This is a genomic window from Yinghuangia aomiensis (assembly GCF_039542225.1).
GTDB lineage: Bacteria > Actinomycetota > Actinomycetes > Streptomycetales > Streptomycetaceae > Yinghuangia > Yinghuangia aomiensis.
Map to the genome: position 1 here is coordinate 263366 of NZ_BAABHS010000003.1, position 26274 is coordinate 289639.

The following is a 26274-nucleotide window of genomic DNA, read 5'->3' on the forward strand; positions in this document are numbered from 1 at the left end:
AGACAGAGGAAGACATGAGCATCGACCCGTCCTCGATCCCGAGTGCCAACTTCGTGCCCGCGGCCCCGGTCATCCGGCCGAGCCAGGAGCTGATCAAGCAGGTGCTGACCGAACTGGAGGTCAACCACTTCGTCGACGAAGAGGGCGATATCGGCGCGCCGTGGGAGGGCTTCCGGATCTACTTCATGCTCAAGGGCGAGAAGTCCGAGATCTACACGATCCGGATGTTCCTCGACCGCGAGTTCGACGTGACGGACAAGCCCCGGGTGCTGGAGATCCTGGACGACTGGCACCGCCAGTACTTCTGGCCCAAGGCCTACACCCACGTCCACGACGACGGCCGGCTGCGCATCATCGCCGAGTCCCAGCTCGACCTGGAGCCCGGCATCAACCGCGAGCTGTTCGTCTTCACCACGCGTGCCTGGATCAGCACGTGCATCTCGTTCAACCAGTGGCTCAACGCGCAGCTCCCTCCGGCGGAGACCCCGGAGGCCTGACCGCGCGCAGTCCGCGGCCCCGGCGCGGCCGAGCGCCGGGGCCGCGGTGCGTCCGCAGGCCGTTCGACAGGTGCTGCGGGGCTTTGCCGAGCCGTTCGCCGGGCTCTCGGGCGGGGCGGTCAGTCGTCGGTGACGCGGAGTGACGCCACCAGGGCTTCGACCGCGGCGTCGTAGCGGGCGTCGAGGCCGTCGGTGTTCACCGTCAGCGGCAGGTCGGCGATCCACCAGACCCGCGTGGTGAACGTCGTGCCGCCGCCGCAGCCCACCTCCCATGCGCGGAAGGCCGCGGTGCGGCCCGCCACCGGGCGCGACTCCGCGGTGACCGTGCTCTCACTCGTACAGACGTCCGCCCCCGGGCGGGGTTGCGCCCCGCCCGGAGAGTTTTTCCGTGAGTTTCGGAAACGCGGTCAGCGCAGCGTCGCGAGGCGTTCGGCGGCCTCGGTCAGCACGGACTCCCGCTTGCAGAAAGCGAACCGCACGAGCGGGCGGCCGATCTTCTGCGACTCCTCCGTGTCGTCGAAGAAGACCTTCTCCGGAACCGCGACCACGCCGCACAGTTCGGGCAGCCGGCGGCAGAAGTCGAGGCCGTCGTCGAAGCCGAGCGGGGTGATGTCGGTGGTGACGAAGTACGTGCCGCGCGGGCGGTAGACGGTCAGCCCCGCGGCCTCCAGGCCGGCCGCCAGGATGTCCCGCTTGGTGCGCATGTCCGCGGTGAACTCGGCGAAGTAGGCGTCGGGCAGGCGCAGGGCCGCGGCCACCGCGGGCTGGAACGGGCCGCCGGACACGTAGGTCAGGAACTGCTTGGTGGTGCGGACCGCGGCGACCAGTTCGGGCGACGCGCACACCCAGCCGATCTTCCAGCCGGTGAAGGAGAACGTCTTGCCCGCCGAGCTGATGGTGACCGTGCGCTCCCGCATGCCGGGCAGGGTGGCGAGGGGGATGTGCTCGCCTTCGAACACCAGGTGTTCGTAGACCTCGTCGGTGATGACCAGCAGGTCGTGGGCGACGGCGAGTTCGGCGACCGCGGTGAGTTCCGCGCGGGTGAGGACGGCGCCGGTGGGGTTGTGCGGGGTGTTGATCATGAGGACGCGGGTGCGCGGGGTGATCGCGGCGCGCAGCGCGTCCACGTCCAGGCCGAACGCGGGCGGGCGCAGCGGGACGCCGACGCGGACGCCGCCGGCCATCGCGATGCAGGCGGCGTACGAGTCGTAGAACGGTTCGAGCGCGACGACTTCGTCGCCCGGCTCGACGAGGGCGAGCAGGGCGGCGGCGATGGCCTCGGTGGCGCCCGTGGTGACGAGGACTTCGGTGTCCGGGTCGAACGTCTGGCCGTAGAAGCGCCGCCGGTGTTCGGCGATCGCCTGGCGCAGGTCGGGGTAGCCGGGCCCGGGCGCGTACTGGTTGTAGCCGCCGCGCAGGGCTTCGACGGCCAGTTCGCGGACCGCGTCCGGGCCGTCGGTGTCGGGGAAGCCCTGGCCGAGGTTGATGGAGCCGGTGGCGGCGGCGAGCGCGGACATTTCGGCGAAGATCGTCGTGCCGAGCCCGTCCAGACGTCGGTTCAACAGCGGTCGGCCCACGGAGGCACCTCTTCCTGTCTTCCTGGTGGTTGTTCCTGGCGGTCGTCCGGTTCCGGGCCCGCTTCGGCGTTATTCCGGTCAGGTCCGGTCCGGGGCGAAAGGTGTCACCCGCACGAGTGAACATCTTTCACCGTCAAGGGTGACGACGGGTACGCGGCCAGCCCCTACCGTGAAACGAGCTTCCCGGGCCCGAAGCCACGGCCCGGCCGCGGGCGCCTCACACCGCCCGGGTCGGCCGCCCCGTTCGCGGCCCGCAGCCCCATCCGCCCCGTCAGCCCCTGTGCGTAAGCGATGCATGCCGAATTAAGGACCACGTACTCCGACACCCGCGCCGACGCCCTCGGCTGGTTCCTGGGCCTGCGCCCGCTGCACCCGCTGGCGGTCCGCACCCTCGACCTCGGCGACGCTCACCTCGAGCTGCGCCTGCTCGGCGCCTCGCACCAAGTGCTGGTGCGCGCGCCCGCGGGCCTGTGCTCGGAGACGGTCGCGTGCCTCGGCGAGGCCCGCACTCCGTTGCCCGCCCGGGCCGCGCAGAGCGTCGACGGCTGGGACTACGAATTCACGTCGCTCGCCGAACACCTGCCGCGCGACCGGTTCAGCGCGCGGGTGCGCGAGCTGGTCGCCGAGGTCGACGCGCATCCCGGCGGCCTCATCGGCGCCTACCCGGGCTTCCCGGACGCGGTCACCGCGATAGTCGCGGACCGCCGCGACGGCGTGCTGCGCTGGTCGACCTGGCACACGTACCCCCAGGAAGGGCGCATCGTCAGCACTCGCAGCCGCGCGGCGTGAGCGCCCCCGCGACCGGGCCCGAAGCCCCCGGCACATCCGTCCGCCCGACGGGCCGGCACCGCCGCGAGGCCGCGGACGCGCCGCCCGGTCCGGACACGGCCGTCCGCCCCGCGCCCTCCGAACCTGAACCCGAACCCGAACCCGCGACCGACTTGCCGCTGCCGCCCTCGGTCGCGCGCTGGGTGGTGCTCGCCGCCGTGCTCGTGTGCTCGGCGTGCGGCCTCGTCTACGAACTCGCACTCGTCGCCTTGGGCGGCCAGCTCCGGGCCGATCCGGTGGCCGAGACCTCGGTCGTGCTGTCCGTCATGGTCTTCGCGATGGGCCTCGGCGCGCTCGCCGCCAAGCCGTTCCACGCCCGGCCCGCCGAGGCGTTCGCGCACGTCGAGGCCGCGCTCGCGGTGGTCGGGGGCACGTCCGTCCCGGTCGTGCACGCCGCCGCGCAGGGTCCGGGGCTGTACCGGCCCGCGATGATCGCGGTGTGCCTCGCCACCGGCATGCTCGTCGGCGCGGAGATCCCGCTGCTGATGACGCTCGTCCAGCGGATCCGCCGCCAGGACGCCGGGCACGCGGTGGCCGACCTCTTCGCCGCCGACTACGTCGGCGCGCTCGCGGGCGGACTACTGTTCCCGTTTCTGCTGCTGCCCGCACTCGGCCAGACCGGCACCACGGCCGTCGTCGGCGGCACGAATGCGCTCGTCGGCACCGGTGTGGTGCTGTGGCTGTTCCGCGCCGACCTCGGCGCCCGGGCCCGCGCCCGGGTGTGCGCCCTGGTCGGCGCCGCGCTGCTGGTGCTCGCCGCCGTCGCCGCCTACGGACCGGCGCCCGCCGCCGCGACGCGCAAAGCCGACGCGGCGAAGTGCTCGTACTCCTGTAGTACTGGTGCGTAGGCTGCCTCTGATATCGCAGATATCGCACAGATGTGCTTCCCCGCCTGGGGTCCCGCGGGGCGCGCACGCTGTGCCCGCGCGCGGAGGAGGCCGACGAACCGATGGTTTACGAGGTCGTGGTGCCGATCCCGGTCCGGCTGGTCTGGAGCGTGTTCCACGACCCGGCCAGGCTCGCCGACTGCGTGCCGGGCTGGTCCGACGACGCGCCGCCGCGCAAGACCGGCGACGGCGCCGCCCTGACCGGGCGGCTGAGGCTGCGGGCCGGCAGCACCACCATCACCTACCGCGGCTCGGCGTCGGTCACCGAAGCCGAAGACCTGCCGCTGGCCGTCGCGATCACCGCCGAAGGCATCGAGGCGCGCGGGGAAGCCCCGGTCAAGGCCCTGCTGACCATCCGCCTGGACGACGCCGGCACCGACACCAAGCTCGTCTTCGACGGCTCGCTCACCGCCCAGGGCCGCACCGCCGAACTCCCGCCCGCGCAGCTCGCCGCCGCGCTGCGCCGGGTCGCCGACCGGTTCGCGTCCGCGCTCGCCGAGGAACTCGCCCCGGTGCGCGACCAGGAGACGCCCGACACGGTCCCGGCCCGGCAGGCCGCGCCCCGCGCGGCCGCCGAACCCCGTCCGGTGGTCGTCGCCGCGGCCGAACCCGAGCCGCCGCGCCCGGGCCTGCGGCGCTTCGCCCGCCCGGCACTCGCGGCCTTGGTGGTGCTGCTGCTCGTCCGCGTGCTGCGCCGCCGATCGCAGGGCCTACGCTCTTCCGCATGAGTTCCGACCGTGCTGCGCTGCTCGCCCAGATCAAGGACAAGGCCGTCGTGCACGGCCGCGTCACGCTGTCTTCCGGCAAGGAAGCCGACTACTACGTCGACCTGCGGCGCGTCACCCTCGACGCCGAGGCCGCGCCGCTCGTCGGCCGCGTGATGCTGGACGCCGCCGCGGACCTGGACTTCGAGGCGGTCGGCGGGCTCACGCTCGGCGCCGACCCGGTCGCCGCCGCCATGCTGCACGCCGCCGCGGCGCAGGGCCGCAAGCTCGACGCCTTCGTGGTCCGCAAGACCGGCAAGGCGCACGGCCTCCAGCGCCGCATCGAGGGCCCGGACGTGGCCGGCCGCCGCGTCCTCGCCGTCGAGGACACCTCCACCACCGGCGGCTCGGTCCTCACCGCCGTCGAGGCGCTGCGCGAGGCGGGCGCCGAGGTCGTCGGCGTCGCCGTCATCGTCGAACGCGGCGCCGCCCCGGCCATCGCCGAGGCCGGCCTGCCGTACATCACGGCCTACACGCTGGCCGACCTCGACCTGGGCTGACCGGCGCGCAAAAAACGGGCAAATAGCCCAAAAAAATACCGAAAGTCGGCATGGCGGGCGTCGCTGTGTCGACTTTCTTTCTTTTCGGTCCGGTCGAATGCGTAATTCCGCGGGCACGCTCCGAATTTCTCATTGCGCGGCGCCAACCATCCGATAAGATTTTCTTCTGGCCATTTTTCATCGGGGGGACGGCCACCTGTGGGGGTGCAGGACTTTTCGTGCTGCCGTCGCGCCCCGCCTCCCGATGCTTCAGCCTGTCCCCGGCCCATCATGAGGTCTTCCATGCGTCGCAGCCTTGCTGCCACCGCTGTCGCGGCTCTTCTGACCGCGACTCCGCTTCTCGCCGCCCCGGCGGTCTTTGCCGCGCCGAGTGTGTCGGCGGCCGATCCGATTTCCACTCCGCCGGTGAGTGACGCCTTTACCGGTGCGCCGAAGCAAATCGTTGCCGGTGCCGCGCCGGTCGAATTCAACGCGGTGCTCACCAACTCCAGCGATCAGGACATCCTGTTCACGTCCGAACTCTTTCTCGACTCGACCACGGGTCCGGTCTTCACGTTGAAGCCCGAGCAGGTGAAGCTCGAGTACTACGACGAGAAGACGAGCAAGTGGGTCGCCTCCCGGTACTCGCCCGACTCCGGGGCGCCGATCACGTCTAACACGCTGGACTGGGGCACGGCGCGCCTGACGAAGCCCGGCACCAGTTGGACGATCAAGCTGCGTCTGGCGTTCACCGCGGATGTCCCCGGCCGGAGCATGCAGGCCCGGCTGGGCACGTCGCCCGCTTCGCAGACGCCGCTGAACTGGGGCAACAGCCCGGCCCGGCCCGCGACGTTCGACTTTGCGCTGAAGGCCGCCGCGGGGAATTCGCCGAAGCCCCCGACCGTCGACCCCTCGTTGCCGACGCAGCCGGCCAACCCCGGCTCCGCCGTGGTCCAGCCGAACTCCTGGAAGGGGAACGGCCCGGCGGTCGCGTTCAGCGGTCTGCCGGGGAACATCGTCGTCGGTGCCCAGCCCGCCGAGTTCCGCGTGACCCTGAAGAACACCACAGGGGAAGCCATCGGGTTCACGCCGTCGGTGTCCCTGACGAGCGCCGCCGGCGGAGCGCCGCTCCGCGCATCGCAGGTGGACCTCCAGGCCCAGGGGCTCGGTTCGACGACGTGGGGCAAGGTCCATTTGTTCGAAGGCCCCGGCGCGGATGACGACCCCGGGTCGAACGTCGTGTCCGGGTGGTTCGGCGTCCAGGATCCCGAAGACCCGAACGCCTGGACCGGGTTCGACATGGCACCAGGTCAGGAAATCACGCTGAACCTGCGGGTCGCCTTCTCGAAGGACGCTCCGCTCGGCCAGACGGTGGGCCTGGTCATCGGCCTCGGTGCCGGTGAATCCGAGCAGGACTACCTCTCGTACAGCGACTACTACGTCTTCAACCTCGTCGCCGCCGGCCAGGAGCGCCCCGTCCCCGGCGACGTCGTGCTTCCGAAGCCGCCGAAGAAGATCCCCGGCAAGCCCAAGGCAGGTCAGCAGCTTGCCGCGACCGGCGGCAACGACAGCAGCGCCACCACGTGGGCCGTCGCGGGCGGTGCCGCGCTGGTCGGCGGGGCCGGCCTGCTCGTCGTGATGCGCCGCCGCAAGGCGGGCACCGCGGCCTGACCGCACCGCCGTGCCTCGGGACGCCCGAAGGCGCGGTGACCGTGGACGACACAGCGCCCCCGGCCGGAACTCCGGCCGGGGGCGCTGTGGTTGAACGGGCTGTGACGTGCGGAATTGCGGAGGCGCGGGCCGAGGGGTCAGCGGGCGCGGTGGCTGACCGGGCGCTCGGCCTGCTCGGCGGCCGGCGGGCCTTCGCCGCGCTTCTTCGCCTTCCGGTCGCGGATGACCTCGATGATGATCGGCAGCAGCGAGATCACCACGATCAGCGCGATGCCGGGCAGCAGGTACTTGTCGATGCTGTCGCCGATCGCGTCGCCGAGGAAGTAGCCGGCCAGGATGATGCCGACCGTCCAGATGACGCCGCCGACCACGTTCCAGACGAAGAACTTCTTCGCAGGCATCTCCAGGACGCCGGCGACCGGGTTGAGGAACGTGCGCACGATGGGGATGAAGCGGGCCAGGACGACGGCCTTCGCCGGGCCGAACTTCTCGAAGTAGTACTCCGCCTTGTCGACGTACTCCTTCTTGAAGAGCTTCGAGTTCGGCTTGTTGAACATCTTCGGCCCGGCCTTGGCGCCGATGAGGTGGCCGAGTTGGGCGCCGGCGATCGCGCACAGCGGTGCGCCGATGAGCATCGCGGGCAGCGACAGGCTCGTGCCGACGATTTTCTCGGCCGAGCTGGATGCGGCGACTCCGGCGAGGAAGAGCATCGAGTCACCCGGGAAGAAGAACCCGACCAAGAGGCCGGTCTCCGCGAAGATGATCACGAGGATGCCGATGAGTCCGAACGTCGAGATGAGTGACGTGGCGTCGAGCACGTTCACAGCAAGGGAGTCCACCCGGGCAGAGTAGCCGCCATTCCCGGGCCCGGTGGTAGCCGGTGCACCCCCGGGAGCATCGTCGGGGTGGCTCCATGAAGGAATTCGCCCTGGTCAAGGGTAGGTAAAGAGACTTAAAAGTCGAGGGAAAGATCTTCGGGAGGAGTGCCGGTATGGAACGACTGGTGGTCATCGGCGGCGACGCCGCGGGAACGAGCGCGGCCTCGCAGGCCCGCCGCAGGCGCGGCGCCGGCGACCTGGAGATCGTCGTGCTGGAACGCGGCCCCTACACCTCCTACTCGGCGTGCGGAATCCCGTACTGGGTCGGCGGCTTGGTGGACGGGCCCGACGCGCTCATCGCCCGCGCCCCCGAAGTGCACCGCGCCCGCGGCCTCGACGTGCGGCTGGGCACCGAGGCCGAAGGCATCGACCTCGACAAGCGCGAGGTCGCGGTCCGCGACACCGCCACCGGCGAGGCCGCCCGCATCGGCTTCGACCAGCTCGTCGTCGCCACCGGCGCGTCGCCCAAGCGCCCGCCGGTGCCGGGTATCGACGCGGACGGCGTCTTCGGCGTCCAGACCCTCGACGACGGCCGCGCCCTCATCGACGGCCTCGCCCCGCACCGGCGCCGGGCGGTCGTCATCGGCGGCGGCTACATCGGCATCGAAATGGCCGAGGCCATGAAGGAACGCGGCCTGGACGTCGTGGTGCTCGACCGCGGCGCCCAGCCGATGTCCACGCTCGACCCCGACATGGGCGTCCTCGTGCACGAGCAGATGGAAGCGATGGGCATCGACGTGGTCGCCGGCGCCGACGTCCAAGGCGTGGAGACCGGCCCGGACGGATGGGTGCGCGCCGTCGTCACCGCCGACGGGACCCACCCCGCCGACCTCGTCGTGCTCGGCACCGGCGTCCGCCCCGCGAGCGAACTGGCCCGCGATGCCGGGCTTCCACTCGGCGACAGCGGCGGCATCCGCACCGACCTGCGCATGCGCGTCTGGGGCCGGGACCCCCGGCACGACGGCATCTGGGCGGCCGGCGACTGCGTCGAGGTGCTCAACCTGGTGTCCGGCCGCTTCCAGCACGCCGCCCTCGGCACGCACGCCAACAAGCAAGGACGCGTCGTCGGCATGAACATCGGCGGCGAGTACGCCACGTTCCCCGGCATCGTCGGCACCGCCATCAGCAAAGTGTGCGACCTGGAGATCGCCCGCACCGGGCTGCGCGAGAAGGACGCCGACGCGGCGGGCTTCGTGTACGAGACCGCCACCATCGAGTCCACCGGCCGGGCCGGCTACTACCCGGGCGCCGACAAGATGACCGTCAAGATGCTCGCCGAACGCGCCAGCGGGCGGCTGCTCGGCGTCCAGATCGTCGGCCGGGACGGCGCCGCCAAGCGCATCGACGTCGCGGCGGTCGCCCTCACCGCACGCATGACCGTCGAAGACCTCACCGCGCTCGACCTCGGATACGCGCCGCCGTTCTCGCCGGTCTGGGACCCGATCCTCGTCGCCGCCCGCAAAGCCGCGCAGAAGGTCGCCCAGTAGGCCGCCCAGTTGGTCGTCGGGTCGTCCGTCGGGTGGGCCGTCCGGTTGGCGGCGGAGCGCCCCGGGCGGCAATCGGAGGTGGCGCGGGGCCGACGGGTGGGTGTAGGTGCCGGGGCGGGTCTGCCAGGATGGGCGGCAGCGGTGATACGGCCATCCGTGTCGAAACCCTCATATCCGCCGCAGGCTCGTTCACAAGGAGCTAACGCATGCCCATCGCAACTCCCGAGGTCTACGCCGAGATGCTCGACCGGGCGAAGGCCGGCCGATTCGCCTACCCGGCGATCAACGTGACCTCGTCCCAGACCCTGAACGCCGCCCTGCGCGGCTTCGCCGAGGCGGAGAGCGACGGCATCATCCAGGTGTCCACCGGTGGTGCGGAGTTCCTCTCCGGCACCACCGTCAAGGACATGGTCGTCGGCTCGGTCGCCTTCGCCGAGTACGCGAAGGTCGTCGCCGAGAAGTACGCGGTCAACGTCGCGCTGCACACCGACCACTGCCCGAAGGACAAGCTGGACGGCTTCATGCGTCCGCTGATCGACATCTCCGCCGAGCGGGTGAAGAAGGGCCAGGACCCGCTCTTCCAGTCGCACATGTGGGACGGCTCGGCCGTGCCGCTCGACGAGAACCTGGCGATCGCGCAGGAGCTGATCGCCAAGTGCGCCGCCGCGCGCATCGTCATGGAGCTGGAGATCGGTGTCGTCGGCGGCGAGGAAGACGGCGTCGACAACGAGATCAACGACAAGCTCTACACGACCCCCGAGGACGCGCTGAAGACCGTCGAGGCCATCGGCCTGGGCGAAAAGGGCCGCTACATGCTGGCCGCGACCTTCGGCAACGTGCACGGCGTCTACAAGCCGGGCAACGTCGTCCTGCGCCCGTCGATCCTCAAGGACATCCAGGACGCGGTCGCCGCCAAGTACGGCCAGGACAAGCCGTTCGACCTGGTGTTCCACGGCGGTTCCGGCTCGCTGCTCGAAGAGATCCGCGAGGCCGTCGACTACGGCGTCGTCAAGATGAACGTCGACACCGACACGCAGTACGCCTTCACCCGCCCGATCGCGGAGCACATGTTCCGCAACTACGACGGCGTGCTGAAGGTCGACGGCGAGGTCGGCAACAAGAAGCAGTACGACCCGCGTTCCTACGGCAAGGCCGCCGAGACGTCGATGGCCGAGCGCGTCATCGTCGCCTGCCAGGACCTGCGTTCCGCCGGCACCCGCATGAAGTGAACCCGGTCGCGGATCGCATGATCGGATAACGGTCGGAAGCACGGACCGGCCCGGCACCCTCCGAGGGTGCCGGGCCGGTCCGCGTTCGCACGCATGGGCCGAAACGGCCGTGAACTAGCCGCGCTGCCAGGGCAGACGCTGCGGCGCCAACGGCGGCTTCCGCAGATCCCGGTGCGCGGGCTGGACGTTCGGCGCCGTACTCCCGGCCGGGTGCTCGCCCGCGGCCGGCTTCCGGTCGTCGCCCTTGGCGCCCGAACTGCCGTCCGAGCAACCCGACGCCGAGGCCAGGCCGACGGTCACGACGAGCGCGGCGAGCACGGTCGCGACGCGGGTGCGGCGGTGCCGCGTGTCCATGGATCCCCCTGGGTCCCCCGGGAGACGGCCGACGGCCGTCCACAAGGGGAAGACCATAGCGCTCCGGCCGATGCCCGGCGACAAGGCAGGATGGGGCCATGACGATCGACCAGAACCTGTTCGGCGGCCCCGACCCCACACTGCTGCCCGAGGACCCCGCGAACGAACTCCTCGACGGCGGCGCCGATCCCGTCGACGTGGCCGCGAAGTACCCGGCCTCGTCCGCCGCGTGGGCCGCGCTCGCGGACCGCGCGTTCGCCGCGGGCCACCCCGTCGAGTCCTACGCCTACGCCCGCACCGGCTACCACCGCGGCCTCGACGCCCTGCGCCGCGCGGGCTGGCGCGGCCACGGCCCCGTCCCGTGGGAGCACGAGCCCAACCGCGGCTTCCTCACCGCGCTGCACGCGCTGGCCCGGGCCGCCGGGGCGATCGGCGAAGAGGAGGAAGAGGTCCGCTGCACGCTGTTCCTGCGGGAGAGCAGCCCGACGGCGGCGGACGCGCTGCAGGGCTGACCGGCGGCCGGCCGCGGCCGGCCGCCGGTTCACGCGGATCCGCGCCGCCGCGCGGCGTCCGGCGTCAGGCCGGCGGCTCCGGCACGTACAAGCGCCATGCCGCCGGCCGCACGGTCCACGTGCGCAGCCGCACCGGGCCGGTGGTCAGGGTGTCCGCCTCGTAGGTGAAGTCCGGCCCGCACACGGTGATCTCCCGGGCCCGGACATGCAAGCGCCGGGTCGGGGTCTCGTCCGCGCCGCGGGTCTGCGCGGGCAGCCCGAAGCGTCCGGCACCGGGGGAGCCGGTCACCGACACCGCGGCGGTGCCCGGCGTGATCGTGGTCAACCGTTCCTGCGCGGCCGCGGGTGGCATCCCGCCGTCGCCGTTCGCGCCGCCCGCTGCGGACCCCGCCGAACTGTCGCAATCGTCACATCCGACGTGCACCGCGAACACCGGGCGGTCCACGTCGACGATGACCCGGCCGTCCGCCTCGATCCGCAGCCGCTGCCCGGTCGGCCCGACGGCCGCCGACATGCTGTGCGCCGCGCGGTCCCAGATCGACCGCAGCGCCCGCCGCGCGACCGCGCCCGCGGGGGCCGCCGTGCGAGTCGCGCGGACCCCTTCGCCGATCCGCACCGAGCGCAGCGCGACGCCGCCGAGATCGTCCGTCAGGAGGTCCAGGCACCGCTCCCGGTCGCCGAGCGCGACCCGGGCCGCCTTGGCGGCTTCCGCCGGAAGGCCCAGCGCACGGGCCAGATGGCCGCCTCCCGACGCGCCCGGGCGCGTGTCGACCGGGACGACGCCCAGGGGGGTCCCGGAGAGTTCTCCGTGCCGCTCCAGGACACGCACCACGGCGTGCATCCCGCCGTCGCCGCCGACCAGCACGACACGCCGCCGGCCACGCCGGACCAGGGCCCTTTCCAGCTCCGCGGCATCGGAGGGGACGACGATCTTGGCGGGTGCCGCGGCCCGCAAAACGTCCAGCGCGACCCGGACCGACTCGCCGTCCGCCGAGCGTGCCGCAGGGTCCGTGATCACGAGCAGCGCGCGCTCGGCCGACACCGGTCGTCCTTCCTCAGGTAACCTCTCCCCGCAAGAGCCCCTTGCGCACAGGCGTCAAGGGGCTTGGACTTTCCGGGGCTCCCGTGAACAAACATGCCCCGCCAGGAAGGGGTGTACGCCTCATGCCCGCACTCGTACTCGTCGGTGCCCAATGGGGAGACGAGGGCAAGGGGAAGGCCACCGACCTGCTCGGCGGTTCCGTCGACTACGTGGTCCGCTACCAGGGCGGCAACAACGCCGGCCACACGGTGGTGATCGGGGACCAGAAGTACGCGCTGCACCTTCTGCCCTCCGGCATCCTCACGCCGGGGTGCACCCCGGTCATCGGCAACGGAGTCGTGGTCGACCCCGGTGTGCTGCTCCAGGAGATCCGCACCCTGCAGGACCGCGACGTCGACACGTCGAAGCTGCTGATCTCCGGCAACGCGCATCTCATCACGCCGTACCACCGGACGCTCGACAAGGTGACGGAACGGTTCCTCGGCAAGCGCAAGATCGGCACCACCGGGCGCGGTATCGGCCCGGCGTACGCGGACAAGATCAACCGTGTCGGCATCCGCGTCCAGGACCTCTTCGACCCCGGGATCCTCCGGCAGAAGGTGGAGAGCGCCCTCCACGACAAGAACCAGATGCTGGTCAAGATGTTCAACCGGCGCGAACTGTCGGTGGAAGCCATCGTCGAGGAGTACCTGGAGTACGCCGAGGCGCTCCGGGACTACGTCGCCGACACGACGTACATCCTGAACAAGGCCCTCGACGAAGACAAGGTCGTCCTGCTGGAAGGCGGCCAGGGCACGCTCCTGGACGTCGACCACGGCACGTATCCGTTCGTCACGTCGTCCAACCCGACCTCGGGCGGCGCGTGCGCCGGGTCCGGCATCGGCCCGACCAAGATCAGCCGGGTCATCGGCATCCTCAAGGCCTACACGACCCGCGTCGGCTCGGGCCCGTTCCCGACCGAGCTGCTCGACGAGGACGGCGAGAAGCTGCGCGCCATCGGCCACGAGCGCGGGGTGACCACCGGCCGCGACCGGCGCTGCGGCTGGTTCGACGCGGTGATCGCCCGCTATGCCACCCGGGTGAACGGCCTCACGGACTTCTTCCTCACCAAGCTGGACGTGCTGACCGGCTGGGAGCAGATCCCGGTGTGCGTCGCCTACGAGATCGACGGCAAGCGCTACGACGAGATGCCGATGTCGCAGACCGACTTCCACCACGCGAAGCCGGTCTACGAGATGCTCCCGGGCTGGAGCGAAGACCTCACCCGGGCAAAGACGTTCGACGACCTGCCGAAGAACGCGCAGGCGTACGTCAAGGCGCTGGAGGACATGTCCGGCGCGCCGATCTCCGCGATCGGCGTCGGCCCGGGCCGCGACCAGACGATCTCGCTGCGCTCGTTCCTCTGACACGTGTGCACCCCCGGGGCTGACACCCTGTCGGCCCTGGGGGGCAACGGCTGCCACTGTGCCGGTTTCGGGTGCCTTGTCGCCTCCTTAGGCTGTGCGCATGACCACTGTGGACCCGGCGGCCGGCAAGGCCGTGTACGAAGCAGACCGTGCGCACGTCTTCCACTCCTGGTCCGCGCAGGGGCTCATCGCGCCGCTGCCGGTCGCCGGGGCCGAGGGCGCCTACTTCTGGGACTACGAGGGCAACAAGTACCTCGACTTCGCGTCCCAGCTCGTGAACAGCAACATCGGCCACCAGCACCCCAAGGTCGTCGCGGCGATCAAGGAGCAGGCCGACAAGCTCTGCATGATCCAGCCCGCGTTCGCGAACGACGCGCGCAGCGAGGCGGCCCGCCTCATCGCCGAGCTGGCCCCGGGCGACCTCAACCGGGTGTTCTTCACCAACGGCGGCGCCGAGGCCAACGAGAACGCGATCCGCATGGCGCGCCTGCACACCGGCCGCCAGAAGGTGCTGTCGACGTACCGCTCGTACCACGGCGCCACGGCCAACGCGATCGCGCTGACCGGCGACCCGCGCCGCTGGCCGAACGAGACCGGCGTGTCCGGCATCGTGCACTTCTGGGGCCCGTACGCCTACCGCTCCGCGTTCCACGCCGCCGACGAGGCGCAGGAGTGCGAGCGCGCGCTGGCGCACCTCGAGAACACCATCGTCTTCGAGGGCCCGGCCACGGTCGCCGCGATCGTCCTGGAGACCGTCGTCGGCACCGCCGGCATCCTCGTGCCGCCGGCCGGCTACCTCGCCGGCGTGCGCGCCCTGTGCGACAAGTACGGCATCATCCTCATCGCCGACGAGGTCATGGCCGGCTTCGGCCGCACCGGCGCCTGGTTCGCGGTCGACAACTGGGGCATCACCCCGGACCTGATCACCTTCGCGAAGGGCGTCAACTCCGGTTACGTCCCGCTGGGCGGCGTGGTCATCTCCGACCGCATCTACGAGACCTTCCGCGAGCGCCCCTACCCGGGCGGCCTGACCTACTCCGGCCACCCGCTGGCGTGCGCCGCCGCGGTCGCGACGATCAACGCGATGCGCGACGAGAAGATCGTCGAGAACGCCAAGTGGCTCGGCGAGACGGTCATCGGCCCCGAGCTGCGCGCGTTGGCCGAACGCCACCCGTCCGTCGGCGAGGTCCGCGGCCTCGGCGTGTTCTGGGCCGTCGAGCTGGTCAAGAACAAGGAGACCCGCGAGCCGCTGGTGCCGTACAACGCGGCCGGCGCGGACGCGAAGGCGATGAACGACTTCGCCGCGGCGTGCAAGGCGCGCGGCCTGTGGCCGTTCGTCAACATGAACCGCACGCACGTCGTTCCGCCGTGCAACTCCACCGAGGCCGAGGTCAAGGAAGGCCTCGCGATCCTCGACGAGGCGCTCACGGTCGCCGACGCGTTCTGCGTCTGAGCCGCGAAACGGACCGCGTCCGCTCCCCGAGTACCGGCATACGGGGGAGCGGGCGCGGTTTCGCGTGCCCGCGGTCCGGCGCGGCATGGTGAGTTCGGCGGTGGGTTCGCCGCAGGAGTTTCGCAGCTCCGGCCGTCTTGGCGGATTTTTGCCGTCCGCCCGGTGCGCAAACCGGACATCCCTTCATATGATCGAGCGGATCGGATGGGGGATGCCCGCCGGTGCGGGGGCATCGGCGGCCGGGTGGAAAGAGACCGACGTGCAGCCGGCCGAATCCAACGTGTTCACCGGCATCTCGTTCGCGGGCGCGGTTCGCCGCATCAGCCTGCGCGAGGAGATCGCCGAGGCACTCAGCGACGACTTGGTCACCGGGCGCCTGCCCGCGGGCGCGTCGCTGACCGTCAACGACGCGGCACGCCGCTTCGGCGTGTCCGCGACGCCCGTCCGCGAGGCGCTCATCCACCTGGCCGCGCACGGCCTGTTCACCGGCGGCCACCACCGCGGCTTCCAGGTCGCCCGGTACACGTGGGCCGACTTCACCGAGATCGTGGAGGCCCGCAAGCTCATCGGCGTCCCGCTCGTCGGCCGCATCGCCCGCACGTTCCCCGAGGAAGCCGGCCCGGGGCTGCTGCGGCTGGCGGACCGCCTGGACAACGCCCGCTGGCACGGCGACCCGGCGGAAACCGCGGCGCTCGACCGGCAGTTCAACGGGGACATCGGCAGGCTGTGCGGCAACGGCCGTCTGGAAGGCATGCTGCGCGCCCTGCGGGTGCAGACCTGGATGTATCTGGGCCCTTATATGCGCGCCGCGATCGCCCCTGCCGACGCGTGGCGGCGACACCGCGACCTGGTCGAACGCATGGTCGCGCGGGACGCCGAGGGCGCCCAGGCGGTCATGCGCGACAACCTCGCCGAGCTGCGGCCGTTCGCCCGCCGCCTGGTCGGCGAGGGCGAAGGGGACCTGGGCTAGGTTGTCCACCGCGTAGATCCCCCGACGCGCGCCGTTCCGGCGCGCCTCCGAGGCCCCGGGAGCCCCGCTGTGGACTGTGACGTCTGGCTCGTACCGCTCGTCGACGTGCTGTGCCACAGCCCGGAGAACCCCTTCAAGGACGAACTCGCGGCCTACGACGCGGTCCTGACGGCGGGTGGGCTTCCGCCGGTGCCGGTCTACACGTGGACGGAGGGCCTGGACAAAGGCGTCTGCACGGTCGGCGCGTTCGACCACGAGTCCCTGCACTACCTGCGCCGCGCCTACCTGCTGCACCGCACCGGCTTCCCGGTGACCCCGGTGGCCGCCCTCGGCGAGGACTACGACCACCTCCTGGAAACATTCGAAGCGGCCGCGCAGCACTCCCACTTGGTGTGGCACTTCGACCACGCGGGCGCCTACCTGCCGATCGATTTCCCGCGCCCGCTCAACGACGAGCCGCTGCCCGAGGACGGCGGACCGCTCGGGTCGAGCCTGGGGATGCTGCGCGAACTCGAAGACCTCGCGCCGTACATCGGCGTGGACCTGCTCGACCCGCCGATGCCGGCGCCGGCCTACGACGCGTCGCCGTACGCCCGCGAGCGGCATGTGTGGGCCGTCCTCTACCGGGCCGCGCAACTCAGCGTGCACCAAGGCTCGATGATCGTCTTCGCCTGACCGGGCCGATATCGCCCGCTTCGCCCCCCCGCCTCAGGGGCGTCCGCGGAAAGCCCGGAAAAAAGTTCGGCGCGGCCTGCAAAGAACCGCAGGCATCCGGACATAGACAGGCGACGGTATTGGGGGCAGGGGGTGCAGGTGGGGCGGGACGAGGCGTTCCGGGACGTGTTCCGGGAGCACTACAACGCCGTGTTCCGTTACGCCTGGCGCCGCGTCGGCCCCGATGCCGCACACGACGTCGCGGCCGAGGTCTTCCTGATTGCGTGGCGGCGCTGGGAGACCGTGCCGCGGCTGGACCCTCTGCCGTGGCTCTACGGAGTCGGCCGCGGCGTCGTGCTGAACCACCTGCGCGCACAGAACCGAGGCCAGATACTCGAGGCCCGGCTGATGGTCGAACCCGACCTGCCGGTCCGCGATCTGGCCGACGGTGTGGCGGCGCGCGGCCTGGTGCTGGCCGCGTGGCAGAGCCTGGGGGGCACCGACCGCGAAGTGCTCGCGCTGATCGGCTGGGAAGGCCTGGACGTCGCCACCGCGGCGCGCGTCATGGACTGCTCGGTACCGGCGTTCACCGCACGCCTGTACCGCGCCAAACGCCGGCTGCGCGCGGCACTCGAATGCCAGGACAAGGCAGCCGAGGACACCCCGGAACGGGTTGTCCCGGCCCGATTGGGTTTGGAGGAGCGATGCGTCTGACCGACGAGGTCCGCGCGCTGATGCAACCGAACGACCCTGCCCCGGTGCCCCCCGATTCCGGAGAACTCCCCGACCGCGCGCGCTACACCCTCGAGGACATCCTCGTCTCGCGCCCCGGCGTGGTGTCGACCCGTACAGGGGTCGGGCCGACACCGCGCCGGTCCCTGATCCCGAGGTCGAGGCGCGGGTGGCTGATCCCGCTGACGGTGTGCGTCGCGGCGTCGACCGGTGTGGCGATCGGGGGCGTGCTCCCGGGGCCGACGACGCCGGGTGACACCAATGCGGTGCGCTGTTACGCGGACACCGAGGTGGCGGCCGACCCGTTCCACGGGGCGTACGCGAGCGGCACCGGCGAGCACGGAGCCGTGGACGCGGCGCAGCAGTGCACGGAGCTGTGGCGGCTCGGCCTGCTGAGCAGCTCGCCGCCGTACAGCATCCCGCCGAGAGCGGCCCGGCCGCAGAGCGTGCCGCCGCTCGTCACCTGCGTCTCGGAGGGTTTCGCGGCGGTGTTTCCCGCGGGACCGGACTTCTGCAGGGCCGCGGGGCTGGCGCCGTTGGCCCGGGGCGACGCCGCGGGCCAACGGCCGGCCGGTCACCAGAATTCGACGGACGAAGCCTTGTCGTTGATCCACAGCGGCACGTTTCCGCCCGGGGAAAGCAACTCGTAGTAGCCGGCCCGGTCCGAGGTCAGGTTCGAGCCGTCCCAGATGCGGATCCCGCACATGTTCTCGACCCAGGCGGCGCTCACCCTGTCGTTGAATGCGGTCAGGTTTACCCAGTGATAGCTTCCGCAGCCCGCACTGCTCACCAGCACGAAAGAATTCCCGGTGTTATTCGTGTCCTGGTAGAGAATCGCGTGGACCGTCGAACCGATCGCGTTCGCGGAAAGGTCCTCGACGGCGGCCGTGTTCGGCTGCGCCGGTGCGTTGGTCACCTTCCCCCCGGTCAGCGACGCGGTCAGCTCGGTGAACGTGGCATAACACGTGGTCTTCTGCGTGTCCGCCGAGTAGACGCAGTGCCGGCCCGCCTCGGCGGGCGCCGCCTGGGCCGTCGCCGTACCGCCGAGCAGGGCTCCGGCGAGCGCCGTGGCGCCGGCCGCGGCCGCTATTCGTTTGCCGATCATGTGCACTCCGATCGTGTATCCCACCCGGACCCGGGATTACGGCCACGGCGATTTCGACGGGCCCCCGGACGTCCATACGAAGGCGCATGCTAGACCGGCCAACCGTTCGAATGGAAGGAGAATGACCGAGAACGAGTGCGGCCTTCCGGGATATTCTGGCCGGAATGTGATCACGCTTTTCCGGAAAGCGGAAAAAGGTATTCCGGAAAGGCGTCGGGGAAAACCCGTTCGTCCCGGTGTGGGAAAATGCCGGGAGGTATGCCGTGCCGTTTTCCGGTCAACCCGGGCAGGCCGGGAAACGCCCCCGCGGAGGCGCGCCCGACCGGCTGCACGGACCGGGCACTACGCTCGACCCCGTGAAGGTCCTCGTCATCGGCAGCGGTGCCCGCGAGCACGCGCTTTGCCGCTCGCTGTCCCTCGACCCCGCGGTCGACTCCCTCTACTGCGCGCCCGGCAACGCCGGCATCGCCGCGGTCGCCGAACTGCGCCCGGTCGACGCGATGAACGCCGCCGCCGTCGCCGACCTGGCGGCGGACCTCGGCGCCGACCTGGTGGTCGTGGGCCCGGAAGGCCCGCTGGTGGCGGGCTGCGCCGACGCCGTGCGGGCGCGCGGCATCGCGTGCTTCGGCCCGTCCGGCACCGCGGCGCGGCTGGAAGGCTCCAAGGCGTTCGCCAAGGAGGTCATGGCCGCCGCGGGCGTGCCGACCGCCCGCTCGTACGTCTGCACCACGCCGGAAGAAGCCGACGCCGCCCTCGACGCGTTCGGCCCGCCGTACGTCGTCAAGGACGACGGCCTTGCCGCCGGCAAGGGCGTCGTGGTGACCGACGACCTGGAGGCCGCCCGCGCACACGCCGCTTCCTGCGGCCGCGTGGTCATCGAGGAGTTCCTCGACGGCCCCGAGGTGTCGCTGTTCGCCGTCACCGACGGCACCACGTCGCTCGCGCTGCAGCCCGCGCAGGACTTCAAGCGCATCGGCGACGGCGACGCCGGCCCGAACACCGGCGGTATGGGCGCGTACTCGCCGCTGCCGTGGGCTCCGCCCGGGCTGGTCGAGGACCTCATGGCGACCGTCGTGCGGCCGACCGTGGACGAGATGCGCCGCCGCGGCACGCCGTTCTCCGGCGTGCTGTTCGTCGGCTTGGCGCTGACCTCGCGCGGCCCGCGCGTCATCGAGTTCAACTGCCGCTTCGGCGACCCGGAGACCCAGGTCGTGCTGGCCCGGCTGAAGACCCCGCTGGCGGGCGTCCTCAACGCCGCGGCCGTCGGCCGCCTCGGCGACCTCGAACCGCTGCGCTGGCGGGACGGCGCCGCGGTGACCGTGGTCGTCGCCGCCGAGAACTACCCGGGCACGCCGCGCACCGGCGACCCGATCGAGGGCCTCGACGCCGCGGCCCAGGTCCCCGACGCGTATGTGCTGCACGCGGGCACCCGCCGCGGCGAAGACGGCGGCGTCCTGTCGTCCGGCGGCCGCGTGCTGTCGGTGACCGCCACCGCCGACACGCTGGCCGCGGCCCGCGACCGGGCATACGAAGCCGTCGCCCGGATCTCGCTGGCGGGCTCGCAGCACCGGACGGACATCGCGGCACGGGCGGTCAAGGGGGAGATCACCGTCTGACCGCGGCGGCCGCGGCGCCGGCTGCTGTCCACAGCCTGTGGACCACGCCACGGCGTCGGAACCCGCCTTCCGCCGGTCGGATGACCACAACGACCGGTGTGCTTTCGAACCCGACACGGAGCCTTCCGTGTCGGGTTCGGTCATATTCGTGACACGAGGGGCCGATGTGCTCCGCTCGGCCGGTTCCGGGTGGGTTCGGCTCACTCCTGCGGATGGAGTTCGGCCTGATCCTGGCCCTACGGGGAACTCGTCGCATTATCGTGCGAGCACTGCGGTTCGTAGTCGCTCGAACCGCTATGAGTGATGCCTTCGATGTTCCCCGAGCCTGGATGGGGGCGAACGGGTGACCGGTGCCGCAGATGCCCGCGCGCGAGCGCGCAGCGTCCTGCGCTTGCGCACAGGTGCGATTGCCTGTGCCGGCGCGGCCGTCGCGTTCCTCGTCGTCGCCGCCCGCCGCGGACTCGGCCAAAGCACCGCCGGGACCGCGCTGGCGGCCTTCGCGGCGGCTCTCGTCGTGCTGATCCTGTGGGCTGCCCTCGGCCTGCTGCTGGTGCGCCGCCCCGGTGCCGCCGCGGTGCCGCTGCGGCCGGAGGACGCCCCCGAGTTCCACCGCATGCTCGGCGACCTCGCCGCGGACCTGCGCGTCCCGGTGCCCGCCGACGTCCGGGTGTGCCCGGAATGCGACAGCTGGCTGGAGCAGGACACCACGCGCCGCTGGGGGCGCTCGCGCACGGTCCTGGTGGTCGGCGCCCCGTTCCTGTGGTGGCTGCGCGTCGGGGAGCTGCGGGCCCTCCTCGCCCCGGTGGTGGCGGGCACCGAGCCGGCCGCGGACCCGGCGGTCGCGGCGGCCCGCGCGTGGATCCGGCGGCTGGACGCCGTCGCGCACCCGTACGCGTCCCGCACCCGCCCCGCCAAGGTCTCCCCGTGGACCGCACCCCTGCGCCGCGTCCCGCGCGCCTTCGCCCGCCAACTCCTCGACCTGACGCGCGGTCCCGCGGAATGCATGGAACGCGACATCGCCGCCTGGGCGGCCTCCCGCGCGCAGGACGTCGACGCCCCGCTCCGGGCCACCGCACACGAGCAGGTCGGCCTCGCCTACGCGGGCTGGGACCGCCTGCTGACCCGCCTCGCCGCGCCCGCCTGGAACCTGCACCGGTACCCGGACGCGCTGATGGCCGGCGTCGTCGCCGCGCTCACCGATCTGTCGCAGCGCGACCGGCTCGCCGACATCTTCGGCGCCCGCCTCGCGGAACGCCCGGCCAGCGACCTGGTCGCGGCCCCGGCGGCCATCGACGCCCAGGTCTCGCGCCTGGCCGCGGACATCTTCGCGGACCCCGTCCCGGACGGCGCGGTGCGCGTTGCGGTGTCGTGGGCCGAGTACCCGGCCCGGGTGATCGAGCCGGTCTGGCGGTCCCGCGCCGCCGTCCTCGTCGAGGCGATGGACGCCTCCGACGGGCAGCCGGGCCCCGCGTGCGTCGGCCGCGTCCTGGACCGGCTGCGCGACGGCGCCCGCCCCGGCGACCGCGCCGCGTTCGACCCGGAGCGCATGACCGAACACGTCATCGCCCTGGTCGCCTGCGCCGCGGTCGACACCGGCCGCATGTTCGCCGCCGTCGACTGGCTCGACGGCGCGGTCCTGGTCGACGCCGCGGGCCGCACCGCCGACCTGCCCGGCCTCGTCGGCCGCGCCGTCGACGACGGCGACGACCGCCCCCTGCGCACCTGGCTCGACGGCATCGGCGTCCGCACCGCAGAGCCGATCCGCTTGGGCGGCTGAGGGGACGCGCGGCGGTCGCCCGCCGCGACGGCGTGCGGTGGCGGCCCCGACTCGCTGCACATCCGACCGGTCCCTTCGGGCGATCACCCTGGGAATCACCCAAACGGGTGCAACCGTCCATCCCTGCGCATTCGTTCCTTTGGTAAGACGAACCGAGCGTGGCAGTGCGTGATGTGACGTACCGTCATATTCCAGCGGTGCGCCACGCGCGTGCCCTGATCCCTCCGGTGGTACCCGCCGGGATACCCCCCGTGCGTGCGCCGCGCGGGGCGGACGGCAGACCCGGCCGCACGGGGAAGCCCGTGCGGCGCCGAGCAAGGAGCAGCGAAGTGCCGCTGGTGAACCGGCGCCAGGCGCTGGGAGCGTTGGGCGCCGCGGGCGCGGGAGCCGCCGGACTCGTGTGGTGGGGCGCCGCCTCCGACCACGGCGGGACCGCGGCATCCGTCCCGCCCGACGCGCCGCCGCCCCCGACCCCGCCCGGCCGGGCCGCGCCCGCCCCCGGCGTACCGCCCGCCGATCCGCACCGGATCGCGGCGGAGAACGCCAAGACCGGCAGCACCGCGTGGAAGCCCGGCCGCGGCGGCGCCCGGGCCGCGAACGACATCGGGCACCCCATCAAGGGCTACACGTCGGCCACCAGCGTCGCCGCCGGCGAACGCCTCGACTTCCACGTCTCCGTCGCGCCCGCCGGGCAGTACACCGTCGCGGTCTACCGGCTCGGCGACTACGGGGGCGCGGGCGGCCGCCACCTGGTCACCAGCCCGCGGCTGAACGGCGCGCCCGGCGCCCCCGCGGCGCTGGACGTGCCCAGCGGGATGCTGTCGTGCGACTGGCCGGTCGGCTGGAGCCTCGACATCCCGAAGGACTGGACGTCCGGGGCCTACCTCGCGGTGTTCGACGACGAGCACGACCACCGCAACTACACGGTGTTCGTGGTGCGCGACGACCACCGCTCGGCGGACTTCCTCGTGGTGCTGCCGTTCTCGACCTACCAGGCCTACAACCAGTACCCGCTCGACGGGCGCACCGGGAAAAGCCTCTACTACGGCTACGGGCCCGCGGGCACCCCGACGTACCCGTCCCGGGCGCGCAAGGTGTCGTTCGACCGCCCGTACATGAACGACGGCATGCCGACCCGCTTCGACCTCGACCAGAACGCCGTCTCCTGGATGGAGCGCTCCGGCTACGACGTCGCCTATGCGTCGACGATCGACATCGAAACGGGCCGGGTGAACCCGTCCTGGTACCGCGCGATGGTCTTCTGCGGGCACGACGAATACTGGTCGGACCCCATGCGCGGCCTGGTCGAGCGCGCCCAGCAGGCCCGGGTCGGCCAGGCGTACCTCACCGCCAACAACATGTACTGGCACGTCCGGTTCGAGAACAACGCGCGCGGCGTCGCCAATCGCGTCATGAACTGCTGGCGCGAGGACCCCGACCCGGGTGCGCCGACGCTGTCCGCGCCGACCGACATGTGGCGCCGGATCCGGCGTCCCGAGCAGGAGTTCCTCGGCATCCAGTACAACGGCATCGTCGCCGCTCCGACACCCCTCGTCGTCGCGCAGTCCGCGCACTGGATGTGGCAGGGCACCGGGGTGCGCGACGGCGACGCCATCCCGGGCGTGGTCGGCGGTGAGGCGGACGGCGTCGAGTCGGGGATCCCGGTGCCCGCGGGGGTGCGGCAGGCGCTGCTCTCGCAGTCGCCGTACACGCTGCGCAGCGGCGAACACCAAGTGCAGAGCACGTCGTTGTACGAGCGCCCGGACGGCACGCTGCTGTTCTGCGCGGGCACCTTCAACTGGGCGCTCGCCCTCAACCACCCCAAGTACAAGGACCCGCGCATCCAGCGCGCGACGCACAACCTGTTCGAGCGGCTCCGCGGGGTCTGAGCCGGCCCCGGTCGCGGCCGGGCCGAGGCCCCGGCCGCCCGCCCGGTATCGGCGGCTACGGTCCTTTCGGGCGGCTCGGCGGTGCGTGAAAGACTCGGCGCACCGACCCTGGCGTCGCGGCCCTGCCGCCGTGCGCCGTCCCGAGCGAACCAGGGGAAGCACCCGTGAGTGGTTTCGTCACCAAGCCCGAGCCCGTCGAGGTACCGGGACTGATCCATCTGCACACCGGCAAGGTCCGCGACCTCTACACGGACCCGGACGGCAACTTGGTGATGGTCGCGAGCAACCGCATGTCCGCGTTCGACTGGGTCCTCGACCCGGAGATCCCGGACAAGGGCCGCATCCTCACGTCGCTGTCGCTGTGGTGGTTCGACCTGCTGTCCGACCTCTACCCGAACCACGTCCTGTCGACCGAGCTGCCCGCGGGCGCGCCCGCCGACTGGGCCGGGCGCACGCTGGTGTGCCGCCGCCTGGACATGGTCCCGGTGGAGTGCGTCGCCCGCGGCTACCTGGCCGGCTCCGGCCTCGAGGAGTACCGCGAGCACCGCACCGTGTGCGGCGTCACGCTGCCGGAAGGCCTGGTGGACGGCTCGGAACTGCCCGCGCCGATCTTCACGCCGGCCACCAAGGCGGCCGTCGGCGAGCACGACGAGAACGTCACCTACGACCAGGTCGCCGCGCAGGTCGGCGCCGACCTCGCGACCCGGCTGCGGCACGCGACCCTCGCCGTCTACACGCGCGCCCGCGACATCGCGCGCGACCGCGGCATCATCCTGGCCGACACCAAGTTCGAGTTCGGCCTCGCGCCGGACGGCGAACTGGTGCTCGCCGACGAGGTGCTCACGCCGGACTCCTCGCGCTTCTGGCCGGCCGACGCGTGGCAGCCGGGGCAGACCCAGCCGTCGTTCGACAAGCAGTTCGTGCGCGACTGGCTCGCGTCGTCCGCGTCCGGGTGGGACCGCAAGTCGGAGAACCCGCCGCCGCGGCTGCCGGACGAGGTCGTCGAGCAGACGCGCGTGAAGTACGCGGAGGCGTACGAGCGGCTCACCGGGCGCCACTGGAGCTGACCGGGCACCGGACGGGCCGGCGCACCCGTGTGCGCCGGCCCGTGCCCCCGAGGGTCGGATGCCGGGGGCAGGGGAGCGTGCCGAAGTTCCGTACCGGGCAACGCAAAAGGCCGAATCACCTGAGTGATCCGGCCTTTTGATCTGGAGCGGACGACGAGATTCGAACTCGCGACCCTCACCTTGGCAAGGTGATGCTCTACCAACTGAGCCACGTCCGCATGACTCGGGCTCTCGCCTTCGTCGTGCCACCACTCTACCCCATCGTCGGAGCGGTCTTGACCGCCCCTCCGGCGAGGATCGTGGAGCTGAGCAGGTGACAGGGATCGAACACTGCGCCTCCCTCTTGGAAAGAGGGCGCTCTGCCACTGAGCTACACCTGCGTGCCTTCCGGGTTTCCCCGGCTGCGAGAAGAACACTACCGGACGCCCGGAGTGCTCGAGCACCGATTCCCACTCGCTATGTCACGGTGTGTCGGATTTCCCCGGAAAATCCTTCGAAACGATGTCCGCCGGATGGGTGTTCGTCGGATGGCCGGCCGCCCACGAGGTGCCCGTGATCGCCCCGTGATGGGCGCCCCGGGCGGGCATGCCGACGCGGTCGGCGATACCCGGGTTCCGGGATTGCCGACGCGGTGGCCGGGATAGCGGGCGCCGCTAGTTGGCGGCTTCGAATTCCTGGTAGATCGAGCGCGGAATGCGGCCGCGGGTCGGCACGTCCATCCCCTGCGAGCGGGCCCAGGCACGGACCGCGGCGGGGTCGGGGGCGACCGTGGTCTGCTTGTACGGCTTGCCGGACTTGGCGGTGCGGCGGGCCGCCCCGACGTACCGGCCGAGCAGGTCGCGCATCTGCTGGGCGTGGTCTTCGGACAGGTCGATTTCGTACGACTTGCCGTCGAGGCCGAAGTGGATCGTCTCGGCGGCGGCACTGCCGTCGAGATCGTCCTGAAGCGTCACCACTACGCGCTGGGCCATGGCGGGTGTCCTCTCCGGCGATGACCTGAGGAATAAAGAAAACCTCAATGTCGAGTATAAGTGCGCGACGGGAAGCGACAAACGGTGCGTCGGTACGATCTTGGCGCCGCTTCCGATAATTTACTGCCGGGGCATTCAATTCCCCGGGTTGCCGATATTCGCGGGCGTGGCGCGCCGCCGTCAAGGGTCGGGCGGCGGCCAGTGCGGGCGGGGGACATTGCCCGAACGACGACGGAACGTTTCGGCAGGCGCGCGACGGTGTGGCCGGAGGGCGCTGGGGGAGGTCCGCGCGCCGGGTGCGCGAGGGCGTGCCCCGGCGGTCGCGCTGTGCGAGCGGGTGCGCACGGAACGACTTTTCCACAGGCCTGTGGAAAACCTGGAGGAGTAGTGGATAGCGCTCCGTCTGCCTGTGTACATCACCCTTGCAGT

26 protein-coding genes and 2 tRNA genes are annotated in these 26274 nt (G+C 71.7%); 19 read left to right on the plus strand and 9 right to left on the minus strand.

Features of this window, described 5'->3' with window-relative positions; genetic code table 11:
• The first annotated feature begins 14 nt into the window (after nucleotides 1-14).
• Complete coding sequence (locus tag ABEA93_RS05600) at nucleotides 15-497, plus strand: type III secretion system chaperone family protein (RefSeq protein WP_345674150.1); 483 nt, start codon at nucleotides 15-17, stop codon at nucleotides 495-497.
• A 119-nt stretch (nucleotides 498-616) separates the two neighbouring features.
• Here the strand turns inward: ABEA93_RS05600 and ABEA93_RS05605 are convergent, their stop codons facing one another.
• Both ABEA93_RS05605 and ABEA93_RS05610 read right to left on the minus strand, forming a co-directional pair.
• Complete coding sequence (locus tag ABEA93_RS05605) at nucleotides 617-799, minus strand: hypothetical protein (RefSeq protein WP_345674151.1); 183 nt, start codon at nucleotides 797-799, stop codon at nucleotides 617-619.
• A gap of 105 nt (nucleotides 800-904) precedes the next feature.
• Nucleotides 905-2074 (minus strand): pyridoxal phosphate-dependent aminotransferase, encoded by a 1170-nt coding sequence (locus ABEA93_RS05610; RefSeq protein ID WP_345674152.1) that lies wholly within the window; start codon nucleotides 2072-2074, stop codon nucleotides 905-907.
• Between the two features lie 291 nt (nucleotides 2075-2365).
• On the opposite strand from ABEA93_RS05610, the gene ABEA93_RS05615 reads away from it, so the two are divergent.
• The 5 genes from ABEA93_RS05615 (at nucleotide 2366) to ABEA93_RS05635 (ending at nucleotide 6703) form a co-directional block, all read left to right on the plus strand.
• Entirely contained in the window at nucleotides 2366-2863 is a 498-nt protein-coding gene (locus ABEA93_RS05615) for a DUF2617 family protein (RefSeq protein WP_345674153.1), read from the plus strand.
• A complete protein-coding gene (locus ABEA93_RS05620) occupies nucleotides 2860-3750 on the plus strand; it encodes a hypothetical protein (RefSeq protein WP_345674154.1) in 891 nt (296 codons plus the stop codon). The genes ABEA93_RS05615 and ABEA93_RS05620 overlap by 4 nt, the downstream gene beginning before the upstream one ends.
• A gap of 101 nt (nucleotides 3751-3851) precedes the next feature.
• Complete coding sequence (locus tag ABEA93_RS05625) at nucleotides 3852-4517, plus strand: SRPBCC family protein (RefSeq protein WP_345674155.1); 666 nt, start codon at nucleotides 3852-3854, stop codon at nucleotides 4515-4517.
• Nucleotides 4514-5053, plus strand: a complete 540-nt coding sequence (gene pyrE / locus ABEA93_RS05630) for an orotate phosphoribosyltransferase (RefSeq protein WP_345674156.1) — start codon at nucleotides 4514-4516, stop codon at nucleotides 5051-5053. Before ABEA93_RS05625 ends, pyrE begins: the two co-directional genes overlap by 4 nt.
• A 405-nt stretch (nucleotides 5054-5458) precedes the next feature.
• The gene (locus ABEA93_RS05635) at nucleotides 5459-6703 is read left to right on the plus strand and encodes an LPXTG cell wall anchor domain-containing protein (protein WP_345674157.1); all 1245 of its coding nucleotides are present in this window, start codon (nucleotides 5459-5461) and stop codon (nucleotides 6701-6703) included.
• A 137-nt stretch (nucleotides 6704-6840) separates the two neighbouring features.
• Here the strand turns inward: ABEA93_RS05635 and ABEA93_RS05640 are convergent, their stop codons facing one another.
• Complete coding sequence (locus tag ABEA93_RS05640) at nucleotides 6841-7542, minus strand: DedA family protein (protein ID WP_345674158.1); 702 nt, start codon at nucleotides 7540-7542, stop codon at nucleotides 6841-6843.
• A 152-nt stretch (nucleotides 7543-7694) separates the two neighbouring features.
• Between ABEA93_RS05640 and ABEA93_RS05645 the strand changes: the two genes are divergently transcribed.
• Together ABEA93_RS05645 and fbaA are read left to right on the plus strand one after the other, a co-directional pair.
• Nucleotides 7695-9068: an FAD-dependent oxidoreductase gene (locus tag ABEA93_RS05645; protein WP_345674159.1), complete on the plus strand. Its 1374-nt coding sequence runs from the start codon at nucleotides 7695-7697 to the stop codon at nucleotides 9066-9068.
• A gap of 206 nt (nucleotides 9069-9274) precedes the next feature.
• Nucleotides 9275-10297: a class II fructose-bisphosphate aldolase gene (gene fbaA, locus ABEA93_RS05650; protein ID WP_345674160.1), complete on the plus strand. Its 1023-nt coding sequence runs from the start codon at nucleotides 9275-9277 to the stop codon at nucleotides 10295-10297.
• A 114-nt stretch (nucleotides 10298-10411) separates the two neighbouring features.
• Here the strand turns inward: fbaA and ABEA93_RS05655 are convergent, their stop codons facing one another.
• The gene (locus ABEA93_RS05655) at nucleotides 10412-10651 is read right to left on the minus strand and encodes a hypothetical protein (protein WP_345674161.1); all 240 of its coding nucleotides are present in this window, start codon (nucleotides 10649-10651) and stop codon (nucleotides 10412-10414) included.
• Nucleotides 10652-10749: 98 nt separating this feature from the next.
• Here ABEA93_RS05655 and ABEA93_RS05660 point away from each other — a divergent pair, with 98 nt between their 5' ends.
• Complete coding sequence (locus tag ABEA93_RS05660) at nucleotides 10750-11163, plus strand: DUF3151 domain-containing protein (protein ID WP_345674162.1); 414 nt, start codon at nucleotides 10750-10752, stop codon at nucleotides 11161-11163.
• Between the two features lie 64 nt (nucleotides 11164-11227).
• Here ABEA93_RS05660 and ABEA93_RS05665 read toward each other — a convergent pair whose 3' ends face one another.
• Nucleotides 11228-12205, minus strand: coding sequence for a diacylglycerol kinase family protein (locus ABEA93_RS05665; RefSeq protein WP_345674163.1), 978 nt, complete (start codon nucleotides 12203-12205; stop codon nucleotides 11228-11230).
• A 122-nt stretch (nucleotides 12206-12327) separates the two neighbouring features.
• Here ABEA93_RS05665 and ABEA93_RS05670 point away from each other — a divergent pair, with 122 nt between their 5' ends.
• The 6 genes from ABEA93_RS05670 (at nucleotide 12328) to ABEA93_RS05695 (ending at nucleotide 18070) form a co-directional block, all read left to right on the plus strand.
• Nucleotides 12328-13611 (plus strand): adenylosuccinate synthase, encoded by a 1284-nt coding sequence (locus tag ABEA93_RS05670; RefSeq protein ID WP_345674164.1) that lies wholly within the window; start codon nucleotides 12328-12330, stop codon nucleotides 13609-13611.
• Nucleotides 13612-13711: 100 nt separating this feature from the next.
• Nucleotides 13712-15064, plus strand: coding sequence for an aspartate aminotransferase family protein (locus tag ABEA93_RS05675; protein ID WP_345674165.1), 1353 nt, complete (start codon nucleotides 13712-13714; stop codon nucleotides 15062-15064).
• Nucleotides 15065-15323: 259 nt separating this feature from the next.
• Nucleotides 15324-16034, plus strand: coding sequence for a GntR family transcriptional regulator (locus ABEA93_RS05680; protein WP_345674166.1), 711 nt, complete (start codon nucleotides 15324-15326; stop codon nucleotides 16032-16034).
• Nucleotides 16035-16103: 69 nt separating this feature from the next.
• Nucleotides 16104-16709 carry a hypothetical protein gene (locus tag ABEA93_RS05685; protein ID WP_345674167.1) on the plus strand — a complete coding sequence of 202 codons (606 nt, stop codon included), beginning with the start codon at nucleotides 16104-16106 and terminating at the stop codon, nucleotides 16707-16709.
• Between the two features lie 138 nt (nucleotides 16710-16847).
• Complete coding sequence (locus ABEA93_RS05690; protein WP_345674168.1) at nucleotides 16848-17402, plus strand: RNA polymerase sigma factor; 555 nt, start codon at nucleotides 16848-16850, stop codon at nucleotides 17400-17402.
• Nucleotides 17393-18070, plus strand: a complete 678-nt coding sequence (locus tag ABEA93_RS05695; RefSeq protein WP_345674169.1) for a hypothetical protein — start codon at nucleotides 17393-17395, stop codon at nucleotides 18068-18070. Before ABEA93_RS05690 ends, ABEA93_RS05695 begins: the two co-directional genes overlap by 10 nt.
• Here ABEA93_RS05695 and ABEA93_RS05700 read toward each other — a convergent pair.
• Nucleotides 17995-18525 (minus strand): hypothetical protein, encoded by a 531-nt coding sequence (locus tag ABEA93_RS05700; protein ID WP_345674170.1) that lies wholly within the window; start codon nucleotides 18523-18525, stop codon nucleotides 17995-17997. The two genes, ABEA93_RS05695 and ABEA93_RS05700, sit on opposite strands and share 76 nt — an antisense overlap.
• A 356-nt stretch (nucleotides 18526-18881) precedes the next feature.
• Between ABEA93_RS05700 and purD the strand changes: the two genes are divergently transcribed.
• The 4 genes from purD (at nucleotide 18882) to ABEA93_RS05720 (ending at nucleotide 24874) form a co-directional block, all read left to right on the plus strand.
• The gene (gene purD / locus ABEA93_RS05705; protein ID WP_345674171.1) at nucleotides 18882-20141 is read left to right on the plus strand and encodes a phosphoribosylamine--glycine ligase; all 1260 of its coding nucleotides are present in this window, start codon (nucleotides 18882-18884) and stop codon (nucleotides 20139-20141) included.
• A gap of 391 nt (nucleotides 20142-20532) precedes the next feature.
• Nucleotides 20533-21918, plus strand: a complete 1386-nt coding sequence (locus ABEA93_RS05710; protein WP_345674172.1) for a hypothetical protein — start codon at nucleotides 20533-20535, stop codon at nucleotides 21916-21918.
• Between the two features lie 329 nt (nucleotides 21919-22247).
• A complete protein-coding gene (locus ABEA93_RS05715) occupies nucleotides 22248-23807 on the plus strand; it encodes a N,N-dimethylformamidase beta subunit family domain-containing protein (RefSeq protein ID WP_345674173.1) in 1560 nt (519 codons plus the stop codon).
• 164 nt (nucleotides 23808-23971) lie between these two features.
• Nucleotides 23972-24874: a phosphoribosylaminoimidazolesuccinocarboxamide synthase gene (locus ABEA93_RS05720; RefSeq protein ID WP_345674174.1), complete on the plus strand. Its 903-nt coding sequence runs from the start codon at nucleotides 23972-23974 to the stop codon at nucleotides 24872-24874.
• A gap of 142 nt (nucleotides 24875-25016) precedes the next feature.
• On the opposite strand, the gene ABEA93_RS05725 is transcribed toward ABEA93_RS05720, so the two are convergent.
• The 3 genes from ABEA93_RS05725 to ABEA93_RS05735 all read right to left on the minus strand — a co-directional run bounded on the left by ABEA93_RS05725 (nucleotide 25017) and on the right by ABEA93_RS05735 (nucleotide 25845).
• Nucleotides 25017-25092, minus strand: a tRNA-Gly gene (locus tag ABEA93_RS05725).
• Nucleotides 25093-25182: 90 nt separating this feature from the next.
• Nucleotides 25183-25254 (minus strand) — tRNA-Gly (locus ABEA93_RS05730).
• 273 nt (nucleotides 25255-25527) lie between these two features.
• Nucleotides 25528-25845, minus strand: coding sequence for a histone-like nucleoid-structuring protein Lsr2 (locus tag ABEA93_RS05735; RefSeq protein ID WP_345674175.1), 318 nt, complete (start codon nucleotides 25843-25845; stop codon nucleotides 25528-25530).
• Nucleotides 25846-26274: the final 429 nt, after the last annotated feature.